Origin of the sequence: Amycolatopsis sp. lyj-109 (genome assembly GCF_046548995.1) — a bacterium.
Lineage (GTDB): Bacteria > Actinomycetota > Actinomycetes > Mycobacteriales > Pseudonocardiaceae > Amycolatopsis.
This window is the reverse complement of the sequence record NZ_JAJPWR010000006.1, coordinates 322,654-340,651: the sequence shown is the minus strand read 5'-3', so window position 1 is coordinate 340,651 and position 17,998 is coordinate 322,654. Positions and strand designations below refer to the sequence as shown.

The following is a 17,998-nucleotide window of genomic DNA, read 5'->3' as shown; positions in this document are numbered from 1 at the left end:
CACCGCCCAGAACCGACCATTCTCGATTAATCGGAATTCACTAACCGGTGGGACAAACCGAAACAGCCGCAATGGCAAGATCATCAAGCGGATCTCGTGGCTGCGGTTCGACATCGACACGGATTCGATCGGTCGGTGCCAGGCGGGGCCGGTCGGTGCGGGGGTGGGCATACCGGCGTGCGGAACACCGGCTCCGGTGTTCCGCACGCCGTCAGTCGGCCGCGGACGGCACGACATCCGCGGATTCGGGGGAAAGGCGCACGAACGCCGTGACCCCGGCCGCGAGCAGGTCCGCGGCGGTCACCACGAGCCGGCTCATCGCCACGACGGCCACGATGGCGGGCATCGACGGCCCGGCGAGTGCGGCGCTCAGCGCCAGTCCGAGCACGGCTTCCCGCGCCCCGAGCCCGGCGGGCAGCACGACCACCAGCACGCCGGCCACCGACGCCAGCGCGAACCCGCCGACGAGCACCGCGGTCCCGGGCAGCCCGTTCACCGGCAGCCCCCGGGTGAGCACCACCAGGTGCACCCCGGCGAGCAACCACCCGGCCGCCATCAGGCCCATGGCGCCGAAGACCGCGCGCGGCCCGGGGAGTGCCACGGTCTTGCCCGTGCGCCGCCGCACGATCGCGGCGGCCAGCCGGGTCAGCTGCGGGGCGCCGATGACCAGCAGGCCGGCCACGAGCATCGGCACGACCACCCACCACACCGGCTGGACCGCGGCCAGCGCGGGCACCGCCACCAGGCCGACCGCCAGGCCGGCGACCGTGGACACGAGCACGCTCGCCAGGAACGCGCTCGCCAGCAGGCCGGGCGGCTCACGCAGCTTGCGCGCGAGATCGGCGTGCGCGAGGGCGGGCCACAGGCCGCCGGGCAGGTACCGGCCCAGCCCGGCGACGAAGTACACCTTCGCCGCGATCGGCGTCGCCAGCCGGCAGCCGAACGCCGTGAGCAGCGCACGCCAGCCCGCCATCCCCAGCCACGCACCCGCCGCCGCGATCGCGACCGCGGCGGCGAAGCGGCCCCAGCCCAGCGACGTCACGACTCCGGCGACGTCGCCGCGGTGCACGAACAGCTGGTACCCCAGGAAACCCAGCACCGCGACGTAACAGCCGGCCCGGACCACGGCGAACAACCCGCGCCCAGTCACCGCCCACCGGCCAGCGAGATCCGGGCCTGCTGCAGGTCGTGGTCGGACAGCCCGGCCGGGTCGGCGAACCGGTAATCGTGCACCCGCACGCCCGGCGTGGTCAACGTCCAGTCCAGCCGCCACAGCGGCGCGGACGCCGGCCAGGACCGCGGGTAGAGCGACGAGCTCGCCCGGTCGGCGTCCACCAGCGTGCCGCGCAGGCCGTCGAGGTCGCCCATGGCCGGGCTGGTGTTGAAGTCACCCGCGACGAGCAGCGGGTTCGGGTTCGCGGCGACGTCCTCGGCGAGCCCGGCCAGCTGCGCCTTGCGCAGACCGTCGCGCGTGTGGACGTAGCTGTAGAAGTCCCGGCTCAGCGGGTTGCGGGTGACGTCGACCTGCACCGGCAGGTGGACGTTGTAGACGGTCAGGACCGACGAACCCACCTGCAGGTCGGTCCGCAGCACCTTCGCGCTCTCGAACACCTCGTCGTACGGCGCACCGTCGCGCAGGCCGCGGTCCGGACCCACCCTCGGCTGGGCGAGCACGGGGTACCGCGACAACGTCAGCAGCTCGCCCCGGGCCACGAGGTGGTAGCCCGGGAACTCCGCGCGCAGCCGGGCCAGGTCGTCGGCGTCGCGCGCGCCGTCGGTCCCCACCAGGTCGACGTACTCCTGCAGCACGTAGACGTCGGCCGTGTGGGCGTGCAGGTAGGCGTAGAACCGGTCCGGGTCGTCGGTCTGGTCCCAGTACTCGGTGTTCCAGGCGACGACGACCGGCGCGCCCGCCGGGGCGGCGCCCTCGTTCCCGCCGATCGCCGCCACGTTGACCCCGCTGCGTCCCGCGCCCGCCACCAGCGCGGCCACGGCCAGGACCAGCACCAGCCGGAACGCCGTCTTCGGCACGCGCCGCCGCAGCAGCCGCGGCACCGCGAGGGCGATCGCGGCCAGGGCCGGGCAGACCAGGAAGGCGACCGGCGGGACGAGACCGGGCAGCAGCCACACCCACAGCTCGCCGGTGAACAGCACGTAGGCCACGGTGAACAGCAGCCAGGCCGCGGCGAGCCCGACCAGCACCCGGGTCGCGGCGCACCACCGGCCCGGCCGCGGCGGGAGCAGCTGCTCCGGTTGGTCGAGGGTCTCCGCCGTCATGCCGGGACCTCGTCGTAGATCCGCCGGAACCGCGGGGACAGGACCCACTGCGCCGCGCCGGTCAGCACCCCGGCCGCGATGGCGACGTTGGACACCAGGTTGGTGCCGACGAAGAAGAGCCCGAACCCGAGGCCGCGGCGGCGCGCGACGAACCGGTACATCGCCCCGTCGGCGGCGATCGACCCCAGCAGCAGGCCGGCCGGCACCACCGTCCACAGTGGTCCCGCGAGCACCGGCAGCGGCACGGTCAGGACCGCGCCCAGCGCGGCCAGGCTGCCGGCCGCGCGCGCGGGCGACTCCGGTCCCTTGCCGAGCTTCTGCCCGCCCGCGAACAGCGGCACCCGCAGCAGCGACCGGGTGAACACCTTGCTCAGCAGCACCTTCAGCTTGTCGTCGTGGTCGTGCCTGCCCCGCACCGCGGAGGTGAGCCGGAGTTCGTAGTCCCGGCCCAGCCGGGCGCCGTAGTCGGCGTCCTCGGTGTGCCGCAGCTTCGCGTTGAACGGCCCGACCGCGGCGAACACCTCGGCCCGCATGGCCATCATCGCCGGGTAGACCCCGGAGATCGGGCCCTCGCACGCGACCTGGACGTAGTGCAGCTGGAGGCTCCGATAGCGTTCGACGGGCCCGTCGTCGATCAGCGGGTCGGCGTCGTAGATGCCGCACACCGCGCCGATGCGCTCGTCGGAACGCAGCAGGGTGACCGCGTTGACGACCGCGTCCGGCGCGAGGCCCACGTCGGAGTCGAGGAAGAAGAACACCTCGCCGGTCGCGGCTTCCGCGCCGACGTTCCGGGCGCCGGCGCAGCCCATGTTGACCGGCGTGTGCACCACCTTCGCGCCGAGCGACTGCGCCACCGCGACCGAGTCGTCGGTGCTGCCGTCGTCGACGACGATCACCTCCAGGCGCGGGTACGCCTGTTCGGCCAGCGCCAGCAGGCAGAGCCGCAGGGAGCGCTCGTAGTTGTAGTTGGGGATGATCACCGATACCAGCGGGGTCCGCTCGATCATGGGAGTTCTCCGTCGATCCGTCCGGGGTTGGCTTCCGCGGCCACGTCAGAACAGGGCCTTCACCAGGCTCAGCGCGCCCTGGTTCCACGGGTCGCGCGAAGTGCGGCCCGCGCCGGCCGACGGCTTGCGGGACGGCCCGCGCTGGGTGCACCACCAGCGGTAGGTGTCCAGGATGGCCTGCCGGTTGGACAGCAGCGGGGCGAAGCCGAGCCGCTCGCGGGCCTTGTCGATGCTGACGTACGAGTCGGCCATCAGCTTGTGCAGCAGCCGCCCGTAGACCGGCGACATCTTGTACCGCTGCAGCGTCCGCAGCACCGCCAGCGCCGGCCTGGCCGGCAGCGACACGACCCGCTTGCCGTGGCCGGCCGCGTCGAGCACGCACTGGAAGTCCTCGCGGATCGTGCCGAAGTCGGCGGCGCCGAGGTTGTAGGTGTCGTTGGCGACCGCCGGATCCGCGCCGAGGGTCGTGACGACCGCGTCGACGAGGTCGCCGACGCCGAACATCTGGATCCGCACGTCACCGCGGCCGAGCACGGGGAAGTTGTGCCCCTCGGCCGCCCATTCGAACAACATGGCGAACAGGCCCATCCGGCCCGGCCCCAGGAACGTCTTGGGCCGCAGCATCGCCACGCACAGCCCGTCACTGCGGAAGGCTTCGCAGACCTCCTCGGCCGCCGTCTTGGCCCGGCTGTACGAATCGACCGGGCGGCGCGGGTACGACTCGGGCGTCGGGACGACGTCCGGCAGGCCGTAGACGGCGGTCGACGAGATGTGCACCACCCGCGGCACCGCGCGGTCCCGGCTCGCCCGCAGCACGTTGCGGGTGCCGTCGACGATGACCGAACGGATCTCGCCGTCGGTGTAGCTGGGCAGCGCGGCCGCGCAGTGCACCACGGCGTCGACGCCGTCGGCGGCCCGGTCAAGCAGCGCGGGATCGCGGATGTCGCCGCGGATCTCGGTGACACCGGCCACCGGTTCCCGCGGTGGGTTCAGGTCCACGCCGACGACCTCGGTGCCGTCGGCGCGCAGCCGGCGGACCAGGTTGCCGCCCAGCATCCCGCTGCTGCCGGTCACCAGGACCCGGGTCACCACTGCGCCCTCACCCGGTCCTTGGCGAACTTCGCGAGCAGCCGCGGCAGGCCCTTGGCGAGGGTCTTGCCCAGCGCGTCGAGGAACTGCTCGATCTCCTCGCGGCCGACCACCAGCGACGGCGCGACCACCAGTGGCGTGTCGCCGTTGGGGCTGAAGTACGTCAGGATCCCGTGCTCGCGGTAGAGCTCGCTGATCACCGCGCTGGTCACGAGCTTCGTCCGGAACTTCGGGTCCTTGGCGAACCCGGACGGCGCGAGCCGGGCGGCCATGTTCAGGATGGCCGGCCCGCTGTCGAGGAAGACGCCGAACAGCGAGCCGGTACCGGAGACCCGCGTGATGGTGTCGGGGAACTCCTTCTGCAGCCGTTCCAGGCCGGCGCCGAGCACCGCTTCGATCTCCCGCGCCCGGCGCGGGAAGTCCTCCTCCACCACGATGTTGACGGCCTCGATCGCGGTCGCGGTCTCTTCGCCGAAGCCGTAGTAGGTGGTGGTGTGCAGGATGACGTCGCCGAGCCGGTCGTAGGCCTGCCGGAACAGCGGCTCGCGCACGGTGTAGCCGGAGATCGACGCCTTGCCGCCGCCGAAGGACTTCGAGTAGGTGAGGACGTCGGGCACCAGGCCCTCGTGGCGCATGAAGTAGAACAGGCTGCCGGTCTTGCCCCAGCCCGTGTAGATCTCGTCGAAGATCAGCACGATGTCCTCCGCGGTGCAGAGGGCCCGCAGTTCCCGGAGTGCTTCTTCGCTCCAGTGGCGCATGGTGGACGCGCTGAACGGCTCGACGAGGAGCGCGTAGACGTCGGACGTCCCGTCGGCCCGGCGGTGCGCGGCCACCAGCTCGCGCACGGCCTCGACGTCACCGAACGGATAGGAAACGTTCGGGATGCCGGGGAACTCGAAGGTGTTCTCCCGGGACCCGGTCAGGCTGCCGGTGGCCAGCAGCTTGCCGTGGAAGCTGATGTCCGACCGCAGGATGGTATTCCGCTTGCCTTCGTGGTATTTGTAGGCGAGTTTGATCGCGCCCTCGTTGGCCTCGGCACCGGAATTGGGAAAGTAGGAGATGTTCAGGTCACCCGGCAGCACTTCGGCGACGTTGTGACTGAGCGCGGCCACATAGGGCGAGAGGAACGCCTTGTGCACCTCCATCCGGTGCAATTCCTGGAACCGCCTTCTCGCCGCGAGAATGCGAGGGTGGTTGTGGCCGTGGTTGAGGACGCCGACCGCGCCGGTGAAGTCGAGGATGCGCTCGCCGTCCCGGGTCGTGATCCACACCCCGTCCGCGCTTTCCACGAGCCGCTTGCCGAAACCGAACGTGGACATCAGCGAGACCTGGGACCGGCTCACGTGGTCGCGGTACAGCCCCTGTAATTGCTTGACGGTGAGGGATTCGCATTCTTCGACGGATATCAGGCTGGCCATCATGCTCCTCGTGACGTTTTTCCGGCCGACTCCGATGAAAGCTACGGCAGAGCCGTCACGCGCCGCCTCAGGCGATAGTCTGAGATGTCCGTTGTCTCGTTCTCCGCCAAACGAATGAGACAGCCGGACACCAGGGTGCCCGGCCGCCGAAAACGCTTTCTCAGGCCGACGTCAGCCGGGCGTCCCCGCTGTCGGCGAACCGTTGCGCGGGCAGGTGCACGATGCCCGACCGGTAGGCCAGCGCGACCGCCTGCGTGCGGTCCCGGACCCGCAGCTTCTGCAGCAGGTGGTAGATGTGCGATTTGATCGTGCTGACCTGCACCACCATTTCGGCCGCGATCTCGGCCGTCGTCATGCCCTGCGAGATGTACTGCAGGACATCGCGTTCACGCTGGGTGAGCTGGTCGAACACGGCCGGCCGCGGCTGGTCGCGCACGAGGGTGTCCAGCAGTTTCCCGGCAACCGCCGGTGGCAGGCTGGCGTGACCGGCGGCCACCGCGCGAACGGCCCCCGCGAGTTCGAGCGCACCACTCGACCGGCAGGCGAATCCCCGCACGCGCGAGGAGAGCAGGCGGGCGACGCGGTCGCCGTCCTCCGGGCCGCCGATGAGCAGCACCGGCACGACGAGGTCCGCCAGCGAGGCTTCGTCCGCTCTGCCGAGCAGGTCCACGCCGACGACGACCGCCGAGGGCGACACCGCGCGGACCACCGCTCTCAGCGAGGCGAGCGACTCGACCTCCGCCGACACCCGCAGCGCCGGGTCCTGCTCCAGCTTCCGTCTCGTTTCGGCCCGATCCAGCGGCCCTTGCTCAGCCAGCAGGACCTCGGTCACCGGTTCCGCCGGTCGGTGTTCGCGCTCGAATGCCACTTCGCTCCCCAGTCGCAGAAGTCCTGCTTCCGACTGCGGGCCATCGTGTGGACCGGCGCTCAAGGAAGGATCAAGGACCACTGCACGAGGTGGCCCGGCGGCGGCGTTCCGGTAGTGCCTCCAGGGGTCGGGCACACTGCCGGCGCACCTACGCCGATGTGGCCGCGGAGGCGGGCACCAAGGACGCCGGTGTCTTGAATGACTCATTCCTGGCGTCGGACGCCAGGAATGAGTCATTCAAGACGTTCGAACCCGCGTGTCATCGCCGACGGCGAGCGGCGGAGCCGGCTGCGGTGGACCCGCGACGTGCTTCCCGAGGCGCTCGCCGGGCCGATGGCCGAGGCGATGGCGCGCGGCCTCGAAGTCGTCAAGCGGACCCGGGATCCGGCGTGACGGCTCAGGTCCCCTTCCGCAGCAGGTGGGTGATCTCGGTGCCCACGTCCGGGGTGAGCACTCCGTCGCAGGGGATGCCGAGGCTCTCCGCGAGCCGCCTGCCGTGCAGGTCCACGGCCGACTCCGTGAGCTCGGCGAACGCCACGCCCGCCACCCTCGCCCGCCGCCACGCCGTCGCGGCCGTCACCAGCCCGGCGACCGCCGCCGGCCACCACACCGCGCCGACGGCGAGGTAGCCGGCGGCCCACGCCACCAGCCGGGTCGCGGCCGCCAGCCTGGCCCGCGCGGCCCCGATCTCCGCGCGCACGTCTTCGGGGAGGGTGAGCCACAGCCGCGGCCACGCCGAAGCCAGGTCGAGCCGGTAGGCCTCCCACAGGCGGCCGTCGATCGCGGCGATCCGGTCGCCCAGCCACTGCGGACGGGTCGGCGCGACGAGGGCGATGCGGTTGCGCCGGGCGTTCAGCTCGCGGGCCCGGGCGGCCGCGCGGGCCTCCTCGGGGGTGCCTTCGGCCCGGGCCGCGGCGACCAGGGCCCGGGTGAACTCCGCGTGCGCCTCGTCCCAGCGCCGCCGGCGCCGGTTCGCCGCCCAGCGCGGCCGGTCCGCGAGCCACACCCGTTCCACCGCCGCGCCGAGCCCGGTGGCCGCGAGGCCCAGCGCCGCCGAGGCGGCCAGCACTCCGGCCAGGCCCAGGATCAGCGTGCCGGTGCTGCGCAGCGCCGGTTCGGCCGCGAGCCGGTTCAGCTTCTCGAACAGCAGGCGCAGGTCGTACCAGTGACCGTGGCCGAGCGTCGCGCCCGTCGCGGCCACGGCCAGCAGCACGACGCTCGGGACGAACAGCAGGGTCAGCCACCGTTCCGCCAGCTTGCCGCCGAGCGTCTCCAGGAGCTTGGTCATGACCGCAGCCTCGCGGCGGCCATCGGCTGCCGGTGCACGAGGCACGGCGGTGGATCGGCGTCCGGCGGCTCGATCCGGCTGCAGCTGCCGCCGGGGCACTTCAGCACGCTCAGCACCGGGTGCCCGGCGCCGCCGCCGGGCAGCGGTTCGTAGGACCGGACCGAACTCAGCCCGGCCGCGTACCCCGCGGCCAGGAGCCGGTCCTCCAAGGTGTCGAAGTCGTCGGCCAGCTCGTCGAGCGGGACGCCGTCGCGCACGCGCTCGACGATCGCCTCCGCGAGCGCACGGACACCGTCGACGGCCCGGACGGGATCGGCGTTTTCGCCGAGGCGTTGGCAAAGCACAGCCAGCTGGTCTGCGGTCACCGCCCAGAGGATAGCGTCGAAGGGTGACCAGCCCGACACCGTTCGACGACGCGATCGAGCAGTACCGGCGCGAGGCCGCCGAGGGGTCGCTGAACGCGATGAACGACCTGGCGGTGGCGCTGCGCGACCGCGCGCGGCACACGGACGACCCCGACGACCTGCGCGAAGGGATCGCGCAGCTGCGCGCCGCCATCGGGTACGTCCCGGACCACCCGATCCGCTACCCGTTGCTCGCCAACCTGAGCTCGCTGCTCACCGACGAGTTCCAGCGCACCGGCGACGAAGCCGTGCTGCACGAGGCGCTGGCCGGGTGCGACGAGGCCATCCCCGGCCTGGATCAGGAGAACCGGCCCCTGGCGGCGATGCTGCGGGTCGAAGTGCTGGTCCTGCTGGCCGAGCACACCCGCGACCTCGGCCACGCCACCGAGGCCGTCGAGGCGGCCGCGCGGCTGCCCCGCGGGCCGGGTGCCCTGTTCGTGCACGGCAAGGCCCTGTGCGCGCAGTACGAACTGACCTACGACCACGCGGCGCTGGCCGAGGCGGCCGGCCTGCTGGCGGCGAGCGTCCGGGCGACACCCCCCGACGACCCGGCCCACCTCCTGCGGCTCAACCAGCTGGGGGACGCCCTCCAGCGCTCCGCGGAACACACCGGCGACGACGCCGTGCGCGAAGAAGCGGTCCGCCACCTGCGCGAGGCCGTGGCGCTCGCGCGCCCGGGCTCGGACCTGCGGCTCCACCACCAGGTCGACCTCGCGGCGGCCCTGCGCGACCGCGGGCAGCGCACCGGCGACGTCGCGGCGCTGCGGGAAGGGGCGGACCTGCTGGGCGAGGTGCTCGCGGCGACCCCGCCGGACACGCGGCCGTGGGCCAACCGCTGCGAGAACTACCTGGTCGCCGCGTACGACCTCGTCGTCCGGACCGGCGACCTCGACCTGCTCGACCGGGCCGTGGAAACCGGCCGGTCCGGGCGGGGTCTCAGCAGCCGGGCGACGACGATCCCGCTCCTGCTCGGCCTGCTGCACCACGAACGCTTCCGCTGGACGAGGCAGGAGGCCGACCTGGCCGAGGCGGTCGCGGAGTTCGCCGGCGTCGCCGATTCGGTGCCCTACGGCGAACGCGACCACGTGACGGCGCTGGGCAACCTGGGCGTGGCGTGGCTCGACCGGCACCGGTTCACCGGCGACGAGGAAGCGTTGCGGCGGGCCGTGACCGCGCTCGGGACCGCCGTCCGGGCGAGCGCCCCGGACAGTTCCGAACGCGGCGAGGCGCTCGTCAACCACGGCGACGCGCTGATCGCGCACTACGACCGCCGGCTCGATCCCGGCATCCTCGCCGCGGCGGCCCTCGCCTACCAGGAGGCCGCCGGGATCCGGGCGTTGCGGCCGATCGTCCGGATCAAGGCGGCCCGCTCCTGGGCGCGCGCCGAGGCCGAAGCCGGCCACTGGCGGCAGGCCCGGGATGCCGCCGGGTACGCCGTCGGCCTGCTGCCGCTGGTGGTGCCCCGGCGGCTCGCCCGCACCGACCAGCAGCAGGCGCTCGCCGAGCTCGACGGGCTGGCCGCCGACGCGGCCGCCGCGGCACTGGCCGCCGGCGACCCGGAGACGGCGGTGCGGCTGCTCGAGCTGGGCCGCGGTGTGCTCGGCGGGCAGGTGCTGCAGAGCCGCAGCGACCTTTCGCGCCTGCACGCCGTCGCGCCGGACCTGGCCGCGCGGCTGGGTGCCGCGTTCGACCGGCTGACGCCGTCCGGGCCGGTGACGGGGGCGGACGCGGACCGGCGGCACGACGCGGACATCCGGCTGCTGGCCCTGTTGGAGCAGGCGCGTGCACTGCCCGGGTTCGCGGACTTCCTGGCCCCACCGGACCTTGCCGGCCTGCTTCCCTCCACAGTGGACGGACCGGTGGTGCTGATCAACGTCAGCGAACTGCGCGCCGACGCGGTGATCGTCCGCCCGTCGGGGGTCACCGCGCTGCCGTTGCCCGGGGTGACCCCCGGCGAGGTGGCCGCGCGGGCCGCCGCGTTCGGCGCCGCGCTGGCCGCGTCGATCCGCCCGGGAACGGACGAGGCCGCCGCGCAGCACACCATCGCGGACGTGCTCGCGTGGTTGTGGGACCACATCGCCGGACCGGTGCTGGCGCACCTCGGCCACACCGGGCCGCCGGCCGGCGCCTGGCCGCGGGTCCGGTGGTCGCCGGTGGGCCGGCTGGCGCTGCTGCCCCTGCACGCCGCCGGCCGGTTCCCGGACGGGCCGGCGGTCCTCGACCGGGTGGTTTCGTCGTACACGCCGACCTTGCGCGCGTTGCGGCACGCGTGGGAGCGCGCCCCCCGGGCGGGCGGCGACCTCCTGGTGGTCTCGATCGGGGACGCGCCGGGCGCGGCCGTCCTGCGCGGCGTGGACCGGGAAGCGGCCGACATCGCGAACCGGACGACGGCCACGAAGCTGTCCGGGGCCGCGGCGACGGTCGACGCCGTCCGCGCCGCCCTGCTGACCCACACCTCGGCGCACTTCGCGTGCCACGCCGTGAGCGACCCCGGCGATCCCTCCGCGGGGCACCTCCTCCTGCACGACGGCCCGCTCTCGGTGCTCGACGTGTCGGGCCTGGACCTGTCCGGCGTCCGCCTGGCCGTGCTGTCCGCCTGCGAAACCTCCCTCGGCGCCCCGCGGATCCCGGACGAGGGCCTGCACCTGGTGTCGGCGTTCCAGCTGGCCGGGTACCCGCAGGTCGTCGGCACCCTGTGGCGGGTGAACGACCGCGTCGCCCGGCTGGTCGCCGTGGACCTGCACGAGGGCGTCGCCGCGGGGCAGGACGTCGCCGACGCGCTGCACCACGCCGTGCGCCGGTGTCGCGACCGCTTTCCGCGGACTCCGTCGCTGTGGGCCGCCTACCTCCATTCGGGTCGATGAGCCCCGAACCCGCCTCGGCGGGCCCGCGGCTGCGGTAGGGCTGGGGCATGGCCTTCTGGAACCGGAAGCAGTCCAAGACCACCGAGCACGTCACCGGCGACTTCGGCAGCGCCGAGATCAGCGTGACCGAGCGGCGGGGCGACGTGCCGCTGGTCAACGTCAAGCTGTCGGTGACCCCGGAATACGCCAAGGGGCTCGAATTCCAGCGGAACCGCGAAGAGCTCGGCCTGCTGCACCCCGAGACGCTCCGCTCGGTGCACGAGTACGCGGTGCAGCTCGGGGAACTGCCCGAGCGGCGCGGGGACGCGATCGAGCTGCTGGAGTGGCTGGTCTCCGCCCGCGCCGACGACCCGGAAAACCGGCTGCTCGCCTTGAACGACCTGACCCGGTTGCTCCAGGCCGCCGGAAACCTCGCGGTCGCCGAGCAGCGGCTGCGGGAAGCCCTGTCGGGCTGGGAACGGCTGCGCGGCCCCGACGACCGCCAGACGCTGGGGATCGCGTCGAACCTCGCGAGCGTCCTGCTCGACCTGCGTCGCCCGGAAGAGGCGGAAGGGCTGATGCGCGACACCGCCGCGCGCTGCACCCGCGCCTTCGGCCCCGCCCACCCGGAAACCGTGCGGGCCAGGAACACCCTGGCCGGGGCGTTGCGCGGGACGCCGGACCGGCTCGCCGAGGCCACCCGCCTGTACGAGGGAATCCTGGCCGACATCGGCGAAGACGGCGAGCAGGCGCTCGCGGTGCGGCACAACCTCGCCGCCGTGCTCATCCACCGGGGCGAGCACGCCGAAGCGCTCCGGCGGTACCGGGAGCTGATCGCCGCCCGGACGCGGCAGCAGGGCGCCGGCCACCCGGACACGTGGCGCTCCCGGCACAACTACGCCGTGGTGCTCACCAAGATCGGCGACCCCGCCCGAGCGGAGGCGGAGCTCACCGAAGTGCTCGAGGGATATCGGCAGGTCTTCGGGCACCGGCACACCGCCACCCTCGACGTGCAGGTCGACCTCGCGGCCGTGCGGGCCAACCAGGGCCGCCCCCAGGCGGCCGTTCCGCTGCTGCGGGACGCCATCGAGGGGTACCACAGCACGCTGGGCCCGCAGCACCCCCGGGTTCGCGAGCTCAGCGCGATCCTCGGGCAGCTGGGCGGCTGAGTTCCGGTTCGCCGGCCGGGAAAGCGGTCAGGAACCGGGCCCGCGCAAGGAGGATGCCGCCGCGGCCGCGACCGCATCGGCCACTGTGGACAGTGCGGGCAGGTCCAGTTTCCACTGTTGCCAGTAGAGCGGCACGTCCACCGGCCGGTTGCGCACGAGGGGCACCAGCGTGCCGGCCCGCAGCCCGGGCGCCGCCTGCACTTCCGGCACCATGCCCCAGCCGAGCCCGGCTTCCACGGCGGCGACGACCATCTCCGACGCCGGGACGTAGTGCCGCAGCGCGCTCGCCCCACTCCCGCCGAGCAATCGCACGAACGCGTCCTGCAGGTCGTCGTGGTCGTCGAACAGCACGACGGGTGCCGTGGCCAGGTCCTCCCGCAGTGCGCCGGTGACCCACCGCGCCGCGAACGCGGGATGGGCGAGCGGCAGGTAGCGCAAGGAGCCGAGCGGGCGCACGGAGCAGCCCTGGACCGGGGCGGCCGAGGACGTCACCGCCGCCATCACCCGGCCCTCCCGCAGCAGCGTGGTGGTGTGTTCCTGGTCCTCCCGGTGCAGTTCGAAGCAGATCGGCGGGTCGGCGGCCACCCCGGCCAGCGCCGGCAGGAACCAGGTGGACAGCGAGTCGGCGTTGACGGCGATCGGCACCCGGACGGGCTCGCCGCTCATGCCCAGCTCGGCTCGCGCGTCTCGTTCGAGGGCCGCGAGCCGCCGCGCGAACCGGACCACCACCTGACCGGAGTCGGTGACCCGCACCGGTTTCGTGCGGGTCACCAGTACGCTCCCGGTCCGCTGTTCGAGGGCCTTGACCCGCTGGCTCACGGCCGAAGGCGTCACGTGCAGCACGGCCGCGGCGGCGTCGAACGTGCCGGCGTCGACGACCGCGAGCAGCGTCCTGACCTGGTCCAGTGGCAGCTCCGTCAGCACGGACGCTGATGTTACGGCGGAACCTTCGATCGACCGGCGGCGACGTCGGCGCGCCCGTCAGAGTTCCCTGATGTGCAGCAGTGACCGGACGTTCAGCCGGCGGCGCACCCGGCCGCTGCTCAGCGCGTCCACCACGGTCGCGGCGCCGAGCCAGGTAGCCTCGGCGTCCCGGGTGAGCAGCTGGGCGCCGTCGGCCTGACCGCCGGTTTCGATCCAGTCGTCGACGAACAGCACGCGATCGCCGCCGTCGACCAGGTGCTTGCGGAAGCCGAGGCTGAGGTGCCGGTCCTGGTAGTCGGGCGGGGTGGTCCGCCGCAGCCAGGCGTCGCTGTCGACGGGCGTCCCCCGGTTCTTCTGCACCTCGACGAACCCGACGCCGAAGTGCAGCGCGACCAACGGTCCCAGGAGGAACCCGCGCGATTCCGGCCCGAGGACGACCGTCGGCGGCCGGTCGGCGAACAGCCGGCCCAGCGCGGGGCCCAGGCCGGCGAGCAGCTCGGGCCGGCGCCACCAGCCCGTGACGTCGGCGTAGCGGTGTTCGTCCGTGCGGTCTCCGCGCCAGGTGAAGGCGCGGCGAAGCCCGGACTTCACCTCTTCCAGCCGCACGTCTCCGGACACCAGCCGATGATCGCGCCGACGCCGTGCCCGGGCAATCGGATTACGCCCCCGCGCCCTGCCGCACCATCACCCGGCGATCGGCGTCTGCGCGGAAGTACTTCACGATGTTCTGAACCGAGTCACGCGGCGGCGCCGGTCAGTAGCTGAACGTCGTCGCCGGTTCGTCGCCGATCCACTTCCACAGCGGGATGGTGCCGTTCAGCTCCGCGCCGTCGATCAGGGCGCCGTCGTCGAGGTGCTTGGCGGTGAAGCAGATCGGGCAGACATAGTAGCGGCCGCCCGCTGCCGCGTAGCGCTCGCACAGGTCGGCCAGCGGCGGGCAGCCGTCGCACGCGGCGCCCACGGCGATGCCCTCCAGCGCGAGCCGGACCGCCTCCTTGGTCAGGAACATCAGCGTCTCGCGCCCGGTCTCGGCGGCTCCCACCGCCACCAGGAACGCGACGGTCACCTTCTCCGCGTCCTCGAGCCCCGTCGACAGGCTGATCACGGCTTTGTTCGACATGGTTGTCGCTCCCTTCGTCCGGAACCAGGACGTCAGGAGCGGGCGGGGCCCGTGTCGTCGGGTGTTCTCCCTACAGATCGAGCGGGTCGAGCAGGCGATCGTCAGGGCCGCCCCTCGCCCGCCCGACAAAGTCGCCTGACCAAGTCACGTCGCTGCTGTCAGCCAGGTGCGGCGGCCTGCCGATCTGCCGCAGCTGGTCGTGAGTGGTAATTCGGGTTAGAACCCGAATTACCACTCACGACCACCAGCCACGGCAAACGGTGACCTTGTTCCCCGGGTCACGCACACAAGTGTCCCTGCAGTACTAGACCTTGTAGACGGTCCCTGGCGTGGCGACCGCGTCGGTTCCGGCGCGGTCGGCAGCTTCGGCCGGCTCGAGGAACGGGCCGATGTGGGTGAGCACGAGCTTCCCCGCGGCGTGGGCGGCGCGGGCCGCGTCCTCCGGGGTCAGGTGCACCGGCGACGGTGCCGCCACGTCCGCCTCGCACAGGAAGAGATCGGCGCCGTCGGCCAGTTCGGTGAGGGCCGTGCACGGGCCGGTGTCGCCGGAGTAGGCCAGCACCCGGGCGCCGTCGGTGACGCGGACGCCGAACGCCGGGAAGCCGTGCTCGACCGCGGTGGTCGCCAGGGTGAGGCCGCCGGCTTCGGCGAAGTGACCGTCGTGCAGCTCGTGCACGGCGAAGGCCTGCTCGATCGGTGCCGGCCCGGTGTTGCTCAGGAACGCACTGAGCCGTTCGCCGATCCCCGGCGGCCCGTAGAGCGGCATCGGCTTCGCGGGCCGGAGGTCGGCGAAGAGCAGCGCGTAGACGGCGGGCAGCAGGTCGGCGACGTGGTCGGCGTGCAGGTGCGAGATCCAGATGGCGTCGACGTCGGTGAGCGAGGTGTGCTCCTGCAGCGCGGCGAGGGTCCCCGGGCCGGCGTCCAGCCACACGGTCGCTCCGGAGCCGCGCACGAGGTACCCGGAGCACGGCTCGCCGGGACGCGGATACGGGCTGGCGCTGCCCAGCACGATCAGTTCCAGGGGCATGTGGCACCCTAACCGGCGTGAACAACGGTGTGGTCGGCGTGCTCCTGCTCGCCCTCGGTGGCTTCCTCGTGGGCGGGGTGTACTCGGCCTGGAAGACGGCCAAGTTCCTGGCGGTGGTGCTGGGCATCGCGGCCGTCCTCGCCATCGGCGGCGCGATCTTCTGGTTCTCGAGCTGAGAAACGGCGAAAGCCCCCTCGGCGCACCGAGAGGGCCTTCGCGGGGAAATCAGCGGCTCGCGCCGACCAGTTCGCGTTCCTCGGGCTCGTCGAGGTGCTTCGTGAGCTTCTCGCCCTCGACGTCGACGTCCGGCAGGATCCGGTCCAGCCACTTCGGCAGCCACCACGCACCGCGGCCGAGCAGGGACATCACTGCCGGGACCAGCGTCATGCGGACCACGAACGCGTCCACCAGCACGCCGAACGCCAGCGCGAAGCCGATCGACTGGATCAGCGCCGACTCGGCCAGGATGAAGCCGGCGAACACGCTGATCATGATCAGCGCCGCCGCGACCACCACCCGCGCGCCGTGGCGGAAGCCCGTCACCATCGCTTCCTGCGGCTCCGCGCCGTGGACGTGTTCCTCGCGCATCCGCGTCACCAGGAACACCTGGTAGTCCATCGCCAGCCCGAACAGCACGCCGATCAGCAGGATCGGCAGCATGCTCATGATCGGGCCGGTCGAGGAGACACCGAGCAGGTCCGTGAGCCAGCCCCACTGGAACACCGCGACCACCGCGCCGAACGTCGCCGCGACCGAGCCGAGGAAGCCGATCGTCGCCTTCAGCGGCACCACCACCGAGCGGAACACCAGCATCAGCAGCACGAACGCCAGCCCGACGATCAGCGCCAGGTACGGCAGCATCGCGTCCGACAGCTTCTCCGAGACGTCGATGTTCGCCGCGGTCTGGCCGGTGACGGACAGCTTCGCGCCGGTCCCGTTCTCCAGCGCGCCGGACTCGGTGCGGATCGCGGCCACCAGGTCCTCGGTCTGCGCGCTGCTCGGGCCGCTCTTCGGGATCACCGTGAGCAACGCCGTGTCGCCGGCCTGGTTCAGCCGCGGCGGCGTGACGGCGGCGACGTCGGGCAGCTTCTGGATGTCGGCCGCGGCCCGGCCGAGCGCCGCCTGGCGGTTGGTGCTCGTGGAGACGTCGACGACGACCAGCAGCGGCCCGTTCGAGCCTTCGCCGAAGCTGCGGCTGGCGATCTCGTACGCCTTGTGCTGCGTCGATTCCGGCGCCGCGGTGCTGTCGTTGGGCAGGCCGAGCTGCATGCTCAGCGCCGGCAGCGCGACGACGGCCATCCCGGCCAGCGCGACCAGCAGCACCGGGAACCGGTGGCGGCCGACGAACCGCGCCCAGCGTTCGCCGTGCGTCGGTTCGACCGGCTTGCGGCGCAGCCGGATCCGGCCGCCGGCGACCCGGGTGCCGGCGAAGCCGAGGATCGCGGGCAGCAGCGTCAGGGCGATGAGCACGGCGATCGCGACGGTGACGGCCGCGGCGACGCCCATCTGGCCGAGGAACGGGATGCCGATCACGGTGAGGCCGGCCAGCGCGATGATGACGGTGAGCCCGGCGAAGACCACGGCGGACCCGGCGGTACCCGCCGCGCGGCCGGCGGCTTCTTCGGGGTCGCGGCCGATGCCCAGTTCGTGGCGGTAGCGCGACACGATGAACAGCGCGTAGTCGATGCCGACGGCCAGGCCGATCATCAGTGCCAGTACCGGCGTGTTCGAGTTCAGCTCGAGGAACCCGGAGGCGAAGAAGATGCCCGCCATCCCGGTGCCGACGCCGATCAGTGCGGTGAGCAGCGGGATCCCGGCCGCGAGCAGCGAACCGAACGTGATGACCAGCACGACGGCGGCAACGGCGACGCCCAGGCCCTCGGTGGCTCCGGTCGCGGGCGCGCCCTGCACGGCGTCACCGCCGAACTCGACGGTGAACCCGGTGGCGCGGGCGGCGTTCGCGGTGTCCAGCAGGGCCTGACGGTCTTCGTCGGTCAGTTCGTACGCCTTCGCTCCGTAACTGACCTGGGCGAGCGCGACGTGCTGATCGGGTGAGATGGACTGCGCCTGGAACGGGTCGACCACGGCGGAGACCTTCGGTGCCGTCTTCAGCCGCCCGACGAGGGCTTCGACGGTGGCCTTGCCCTTCGCGTCGGTCACCGTGGTCCCGGCCGGAGCCTCGATGACCACGCGTGCGGTGGCGCCACCCGCGTTGGCCTGCGGAAACTTCTCGGTGAGCTGGTCGATCGCCCGCTGTGACTCGGTGCCGGGGATCGTCACCGAGTTCGACAGCTGGCTCGAGAGCGTCAACGCGCCCAGGCCCAGCACCACCAGGACCGCCGCCCAGACGGCCGCGACCAGCGCTCTGCGCCGGAAGGAAAACCGGCCGAGCCGGTACAGGAAGGTCGCCACGAGTCAGCTCCATTTCGCCCGAACGGGGTGGGTTCACTCCATAAGGTTGCTTCCCAAGCTAGCCGATCGGCAAGGGAGAGTCCAAGCCGATCGGCAAGTATGTGACTTGCCGAACAGCAAGGTTTATCCCTTGCCAATCGGCTAGTAAGTCG

At 72.6% G+C, this 17,998-nt stretch carries 17 protein-coding genes; 4 read left to right on the top strand and 13 right to left on the bottom strand.

Translation table 11 applies throughout. The features are described 5' to 3' along the window. Positions 1 to 211: 211 nt before the first annotated feature. The 6 genes from ACLJQF_RS16060 to ACLJQF_RS16035 form a co-directional block, all read right to left on the bottom strand. Positions 212 to 1,150 (bottom strand): hypothetical protein, encoded by a 939-nt coding sequence (locus ACLJQF_RS16060; protein WP_410609455.1) that lies wholly within the window; start codon positions 1,148 to 1,150, stop codon positions 212 to 214. Then, the gene (locus ACLJQF_RS16055; protein WP_410609454.1) at positions 1,147 to 2,277 is read right to left on the bottom strand and encodes an endonuclease/exonuclease/phosphatase family protein; all 1,131 of its coding nucleotides are present in this window, start codon (positions 2,275 to 2,277) and stop codon (positions 1,147 to 1,149) included. The genes ACLJQF_RS16060 and ACLJQF_RS16055 overlap by 4 nt, the downstream gene beginning before the upstream one ends. Then, the gene (locus ACLJQF_RS16050) at positions 2,274 to 3,284 is read right to left on the bottom strand and encodes a glycosyltransferase family 2 protein (protein WP_410609452.1); all 1,011 of its coding nucleotides are present in this window, start codon (positions 3,282 to 3,284) and stop codon (positions 2,274 to 2,276) included. The genes ACLJQF_RS16055 and ACLJQF_RS16050 overlap by 4 nt, the downstream gene beginning before the upstream one ends. Positions 3,285 to 3,329: 45 nt before the next feature. Beyond that, a complete protein-coding gene (locus ACLJQF_RS16045) occupies positions 3,330 to 4,373 on the bottom strand; it encodes an NAD-dependent epimerase/dehydratase family protein (RefSeq protein WP_410609450.1) in 1,044 nt (347 codons plus the stop codon). Beyond that, a complete protein-coding gene (locus ACLJQF_RS16040) occupies positions 4,370 to 5,791 on the bottom strand; it encodes an aspartate aminotransferase family protein (RefSeq protein WP_410609449.1) in 1,422 nt (473 codons plus the stop codon). The genes ACLJQF_RS16045 and ACLJQF_RS16040 overlap by 4 nt, the downstream gene beginning before the upstream one ends. 160 nt (positions 5,792 to 5,951) lie before the next feature. Beyond that, positions 5,952 to 6,659, bottom strand: a complete 708-nt coding sequence (locus ACLJQF_RS16035) for a response regulator transcription factor (RefSeq protein ID WP_410609448.1) — start codon at positions 6,657 to 6,659, stop codon at positions 5,952 to 5,954. A gap of 228 nt (positions 6,660 to 6,887) precedes the next feature. On the opposite strand from ACLJQF_RS16035, the gene ACLJQF_RS16030 reads away from it, so the two are divergent. Next, the gene (locus ACLJQF_RS16030) at positions 6,888 to 7,052 is read left to right on the top strand and encodes a hypothetical protein (RefSeq protein ID WP_410609446.1); all 165 of its coding nucleotides are present in this window, start codon (positions 6,888 to 6,890) and stop codon (positions 7,050 to 7,052) included. A gap of 4 nt (positions 7,053 to 7,056) precedes the next feature. Here ACLJQF_RS16030 and ACLJQF_RS16025 read toward each other — a convergent pair whose 3' ends face one another. Next, positions 7,057 to 7,947, bottom strand: a complete 891-nt coding sequence (locus tag ACLJQF_RS16025) for a hypothetical protein (RefSeq protein WP_410609445.1) — start codon at positions 7,945 to 7,947, stop codon at positions 7,057 to 7,059. Next, positions 7,944 to 8,312 (bottom strand): hypothetical protein, encoded by a 369-nt coding sequence (locus ACLJQF_RS16020; RefSeq protein ID WP_410609443.1) that lies wholly within the window; start codon positions 8,310 to 8,312, stop codon positions 7,944 to 7,946. The genes ACLJQF_RS16025 and ACLJQF_RS16020 overlap by 4 nt, the downstream gene beginning before the upstream one ends. A 23-nt stretch (positions 8,313 to 8,335) precedes the next feature. Between ACLJQF_RS16020 and ACLJQF_RS16015 the strand changes: the two genes are divergently transcribed. Beyond that, on the top strand, positions 8,336 to 11,215 hold the full coding sequence (locus tag ACLJQF_RS16015; RefSeq protein WP_410609441.1) for a CHAT domain-containing protein: 2,880 nt from the start codon (positions 8,336 to 8,338) through the stop codon (positions 11,213 to 11,215). Between the two features lie 47 nt (positions 11,216 to 11,262). Then, entirely contained in the window at positions 11,263 to 12,363 is a 1,101-nt protein-coding gene (locus tag ACLJQF_RS16010; protein WP_410609440.1) for a tetratricopeptide repeat protein, read from the top strand. Positions 12,364 to 12,390: 27 nt separating this feature from the next. Here the strand turns inward: ACLJQF_RS16010 and ACLJQF_RS16005 are convergent, their stop codons facing one another. The 4 genes from ACLJQF_RS16005 to ACLJQF_RS15990 all read right to left on the bottom strand — a co-directional run bounded on the left by ACLJQF_RS16005 (position 12,391) and on the right by ACLJQF_RS15990 (position 15,434). After that, positions 12,391 to 13,287, bottom strand: coding sequence for a LysR family transcriptional regulator ArgP (locus tag ACLJQF_RS16005; protein WP_410609438.1), 897 nt, complete (start codon positions 13,285 to 13,287; stop codon positions 12,391 to 12,393). 57 nt (positions 13,288 to 13,344) lie between these two features. Continuing rightward, on the bottom strand, positions 13,345 to 13,905 hold the full coding sequence (locus ACLJQF_RS16000; RefSeq protein WP_410609437.1) for a phosphoribosyltransferase family protein: 561 nt from the start codon (positions 13,903 to 13,905) through the stop codon (positions 13,345 to 13,347). Between the two features lie 136 nt (positions 13,906 to 14,041). Then, the gene (locus tag ACLJQF_RS15995; RefSeq protein ID WP_410609436.1) at positions 14,042 to 14,407 is read right to left on the bottom strand and encodes a DsrE family protein; all 366 of its coding nucleotides are present in this window, start codon (positions 14,405 to 14,407) and stop codon (positions 14,042 to 14,044) included. A gap of 304 nt (positions 14,408 to 14,711) precedes the next feature. Continuing rightward, positions 14,712 to 15,434, bottom strand: a complete 723-nt coding sequence (locus ACLJQF_RS15990) for an MBL fold metallo-hydrolase (RefSeq protein WP_410609434.1) — start codon at positions 15,432 to 15,434, stop codon at positions 14,712 to 14,714. Positions 15,435 to 15,451: 17 nt separating this feature from the next. Here ACLJQF_RS15990 and ACLJQF_RS15985 point away from each other — a divergent pair, with 17 nt between their 5' ends. Then, the gene (locus ACLJQF_RS15985) at positions 15,452 to 15,610 is read left to right on the top strand and encodes a hypothetical protein (protein ID WP_410609433.1); all 159 of its coding nucleotides are present in this window, start codon (positions 15,452 to 15,454) and stop codon (positions 15,608 to 15,610) included. Positions 15,611 to 15,659: 49 nt separating this feature from the next. On the opposite strand, the gene ACLJQF_RS15980 is transcribed toward ACLJQF_RS15985, so the two are convergent. Then, the gene (locus ACLJQF_RS15980; protein WP_410609431.1) at positions 15,660 to 17,846 is read right to left on the bottom strand and encodes an MMPL family transporter; all 2,187 of its coding nucleotides are present in this window, start codon (positions 17,844 to 17,846) and stop codon (positions 15,660 to 15,662) included. Positions 17,847 to 17,998 lie beyond the last annotated feature (152 nt).

Bases quoted from the DNA above. Each gene is read 5' to 3' on its own strand.
- ACLJQF_RS16050 (WP_410609452.1), bottom strand. From the start codon at position 3,284: ATGATCGAGCGGACCCCGCTGGTATCGGTGATCATCCCCAACTACAAC.
- ACLJQF_RS16010 (WP_410609440.1), top strand. From the start codon at position 11,263: ATGGCCTTCTGGAACCGGAAGCAGTCCAAGACCACCGAGCACGTCACC.
- ACLJQF_RS15995 (WP_410609436.1), bottom strand. From the start codon at position 14,407: ATGTCGAACAAAGCCGTGATCAGCCTGTCGACGGGGCTCGAGGACGCG.
- ACLJQF_RS16030 (WP_410609446.1), top strand. From the start codon at position 6,888: ATGAGTCATTCAAGACGTTCGAACCCGCGTGTCATCGCCGACGGCGAG.
- ACLJQF_RS16025 (WP_410609445.1), bottom strand. From the start codon at position 7,947: ATGACCAAGCTCCTGGAGACGCTCGGCGGCAAGCTGGCGGAACGGTGG.
- ACLJQF_RS15990 (WP_410609434.1), bottom strand. From the start codon at position 15,434: ATGCCCCTGGAACTGATCGTGCTGGGCAGCGCCAGCCCGTATCCGCGT.
- ACLJQF_RS16055 (WP_410609454.1), bottom strand. From the start codon at position 2,277: ATGACGGCGGAGACCCTCGACCAACCGGAGCAGCTGCTCCCGCCGCGG.
- ACLJQF_RS16040 (WP_410609449.1), bottom strand. From the start codon at position 5,791: ATGGCCAGCCTGATATCCGTCGAAGAATGCGAATCCCTCACCGTCAAG.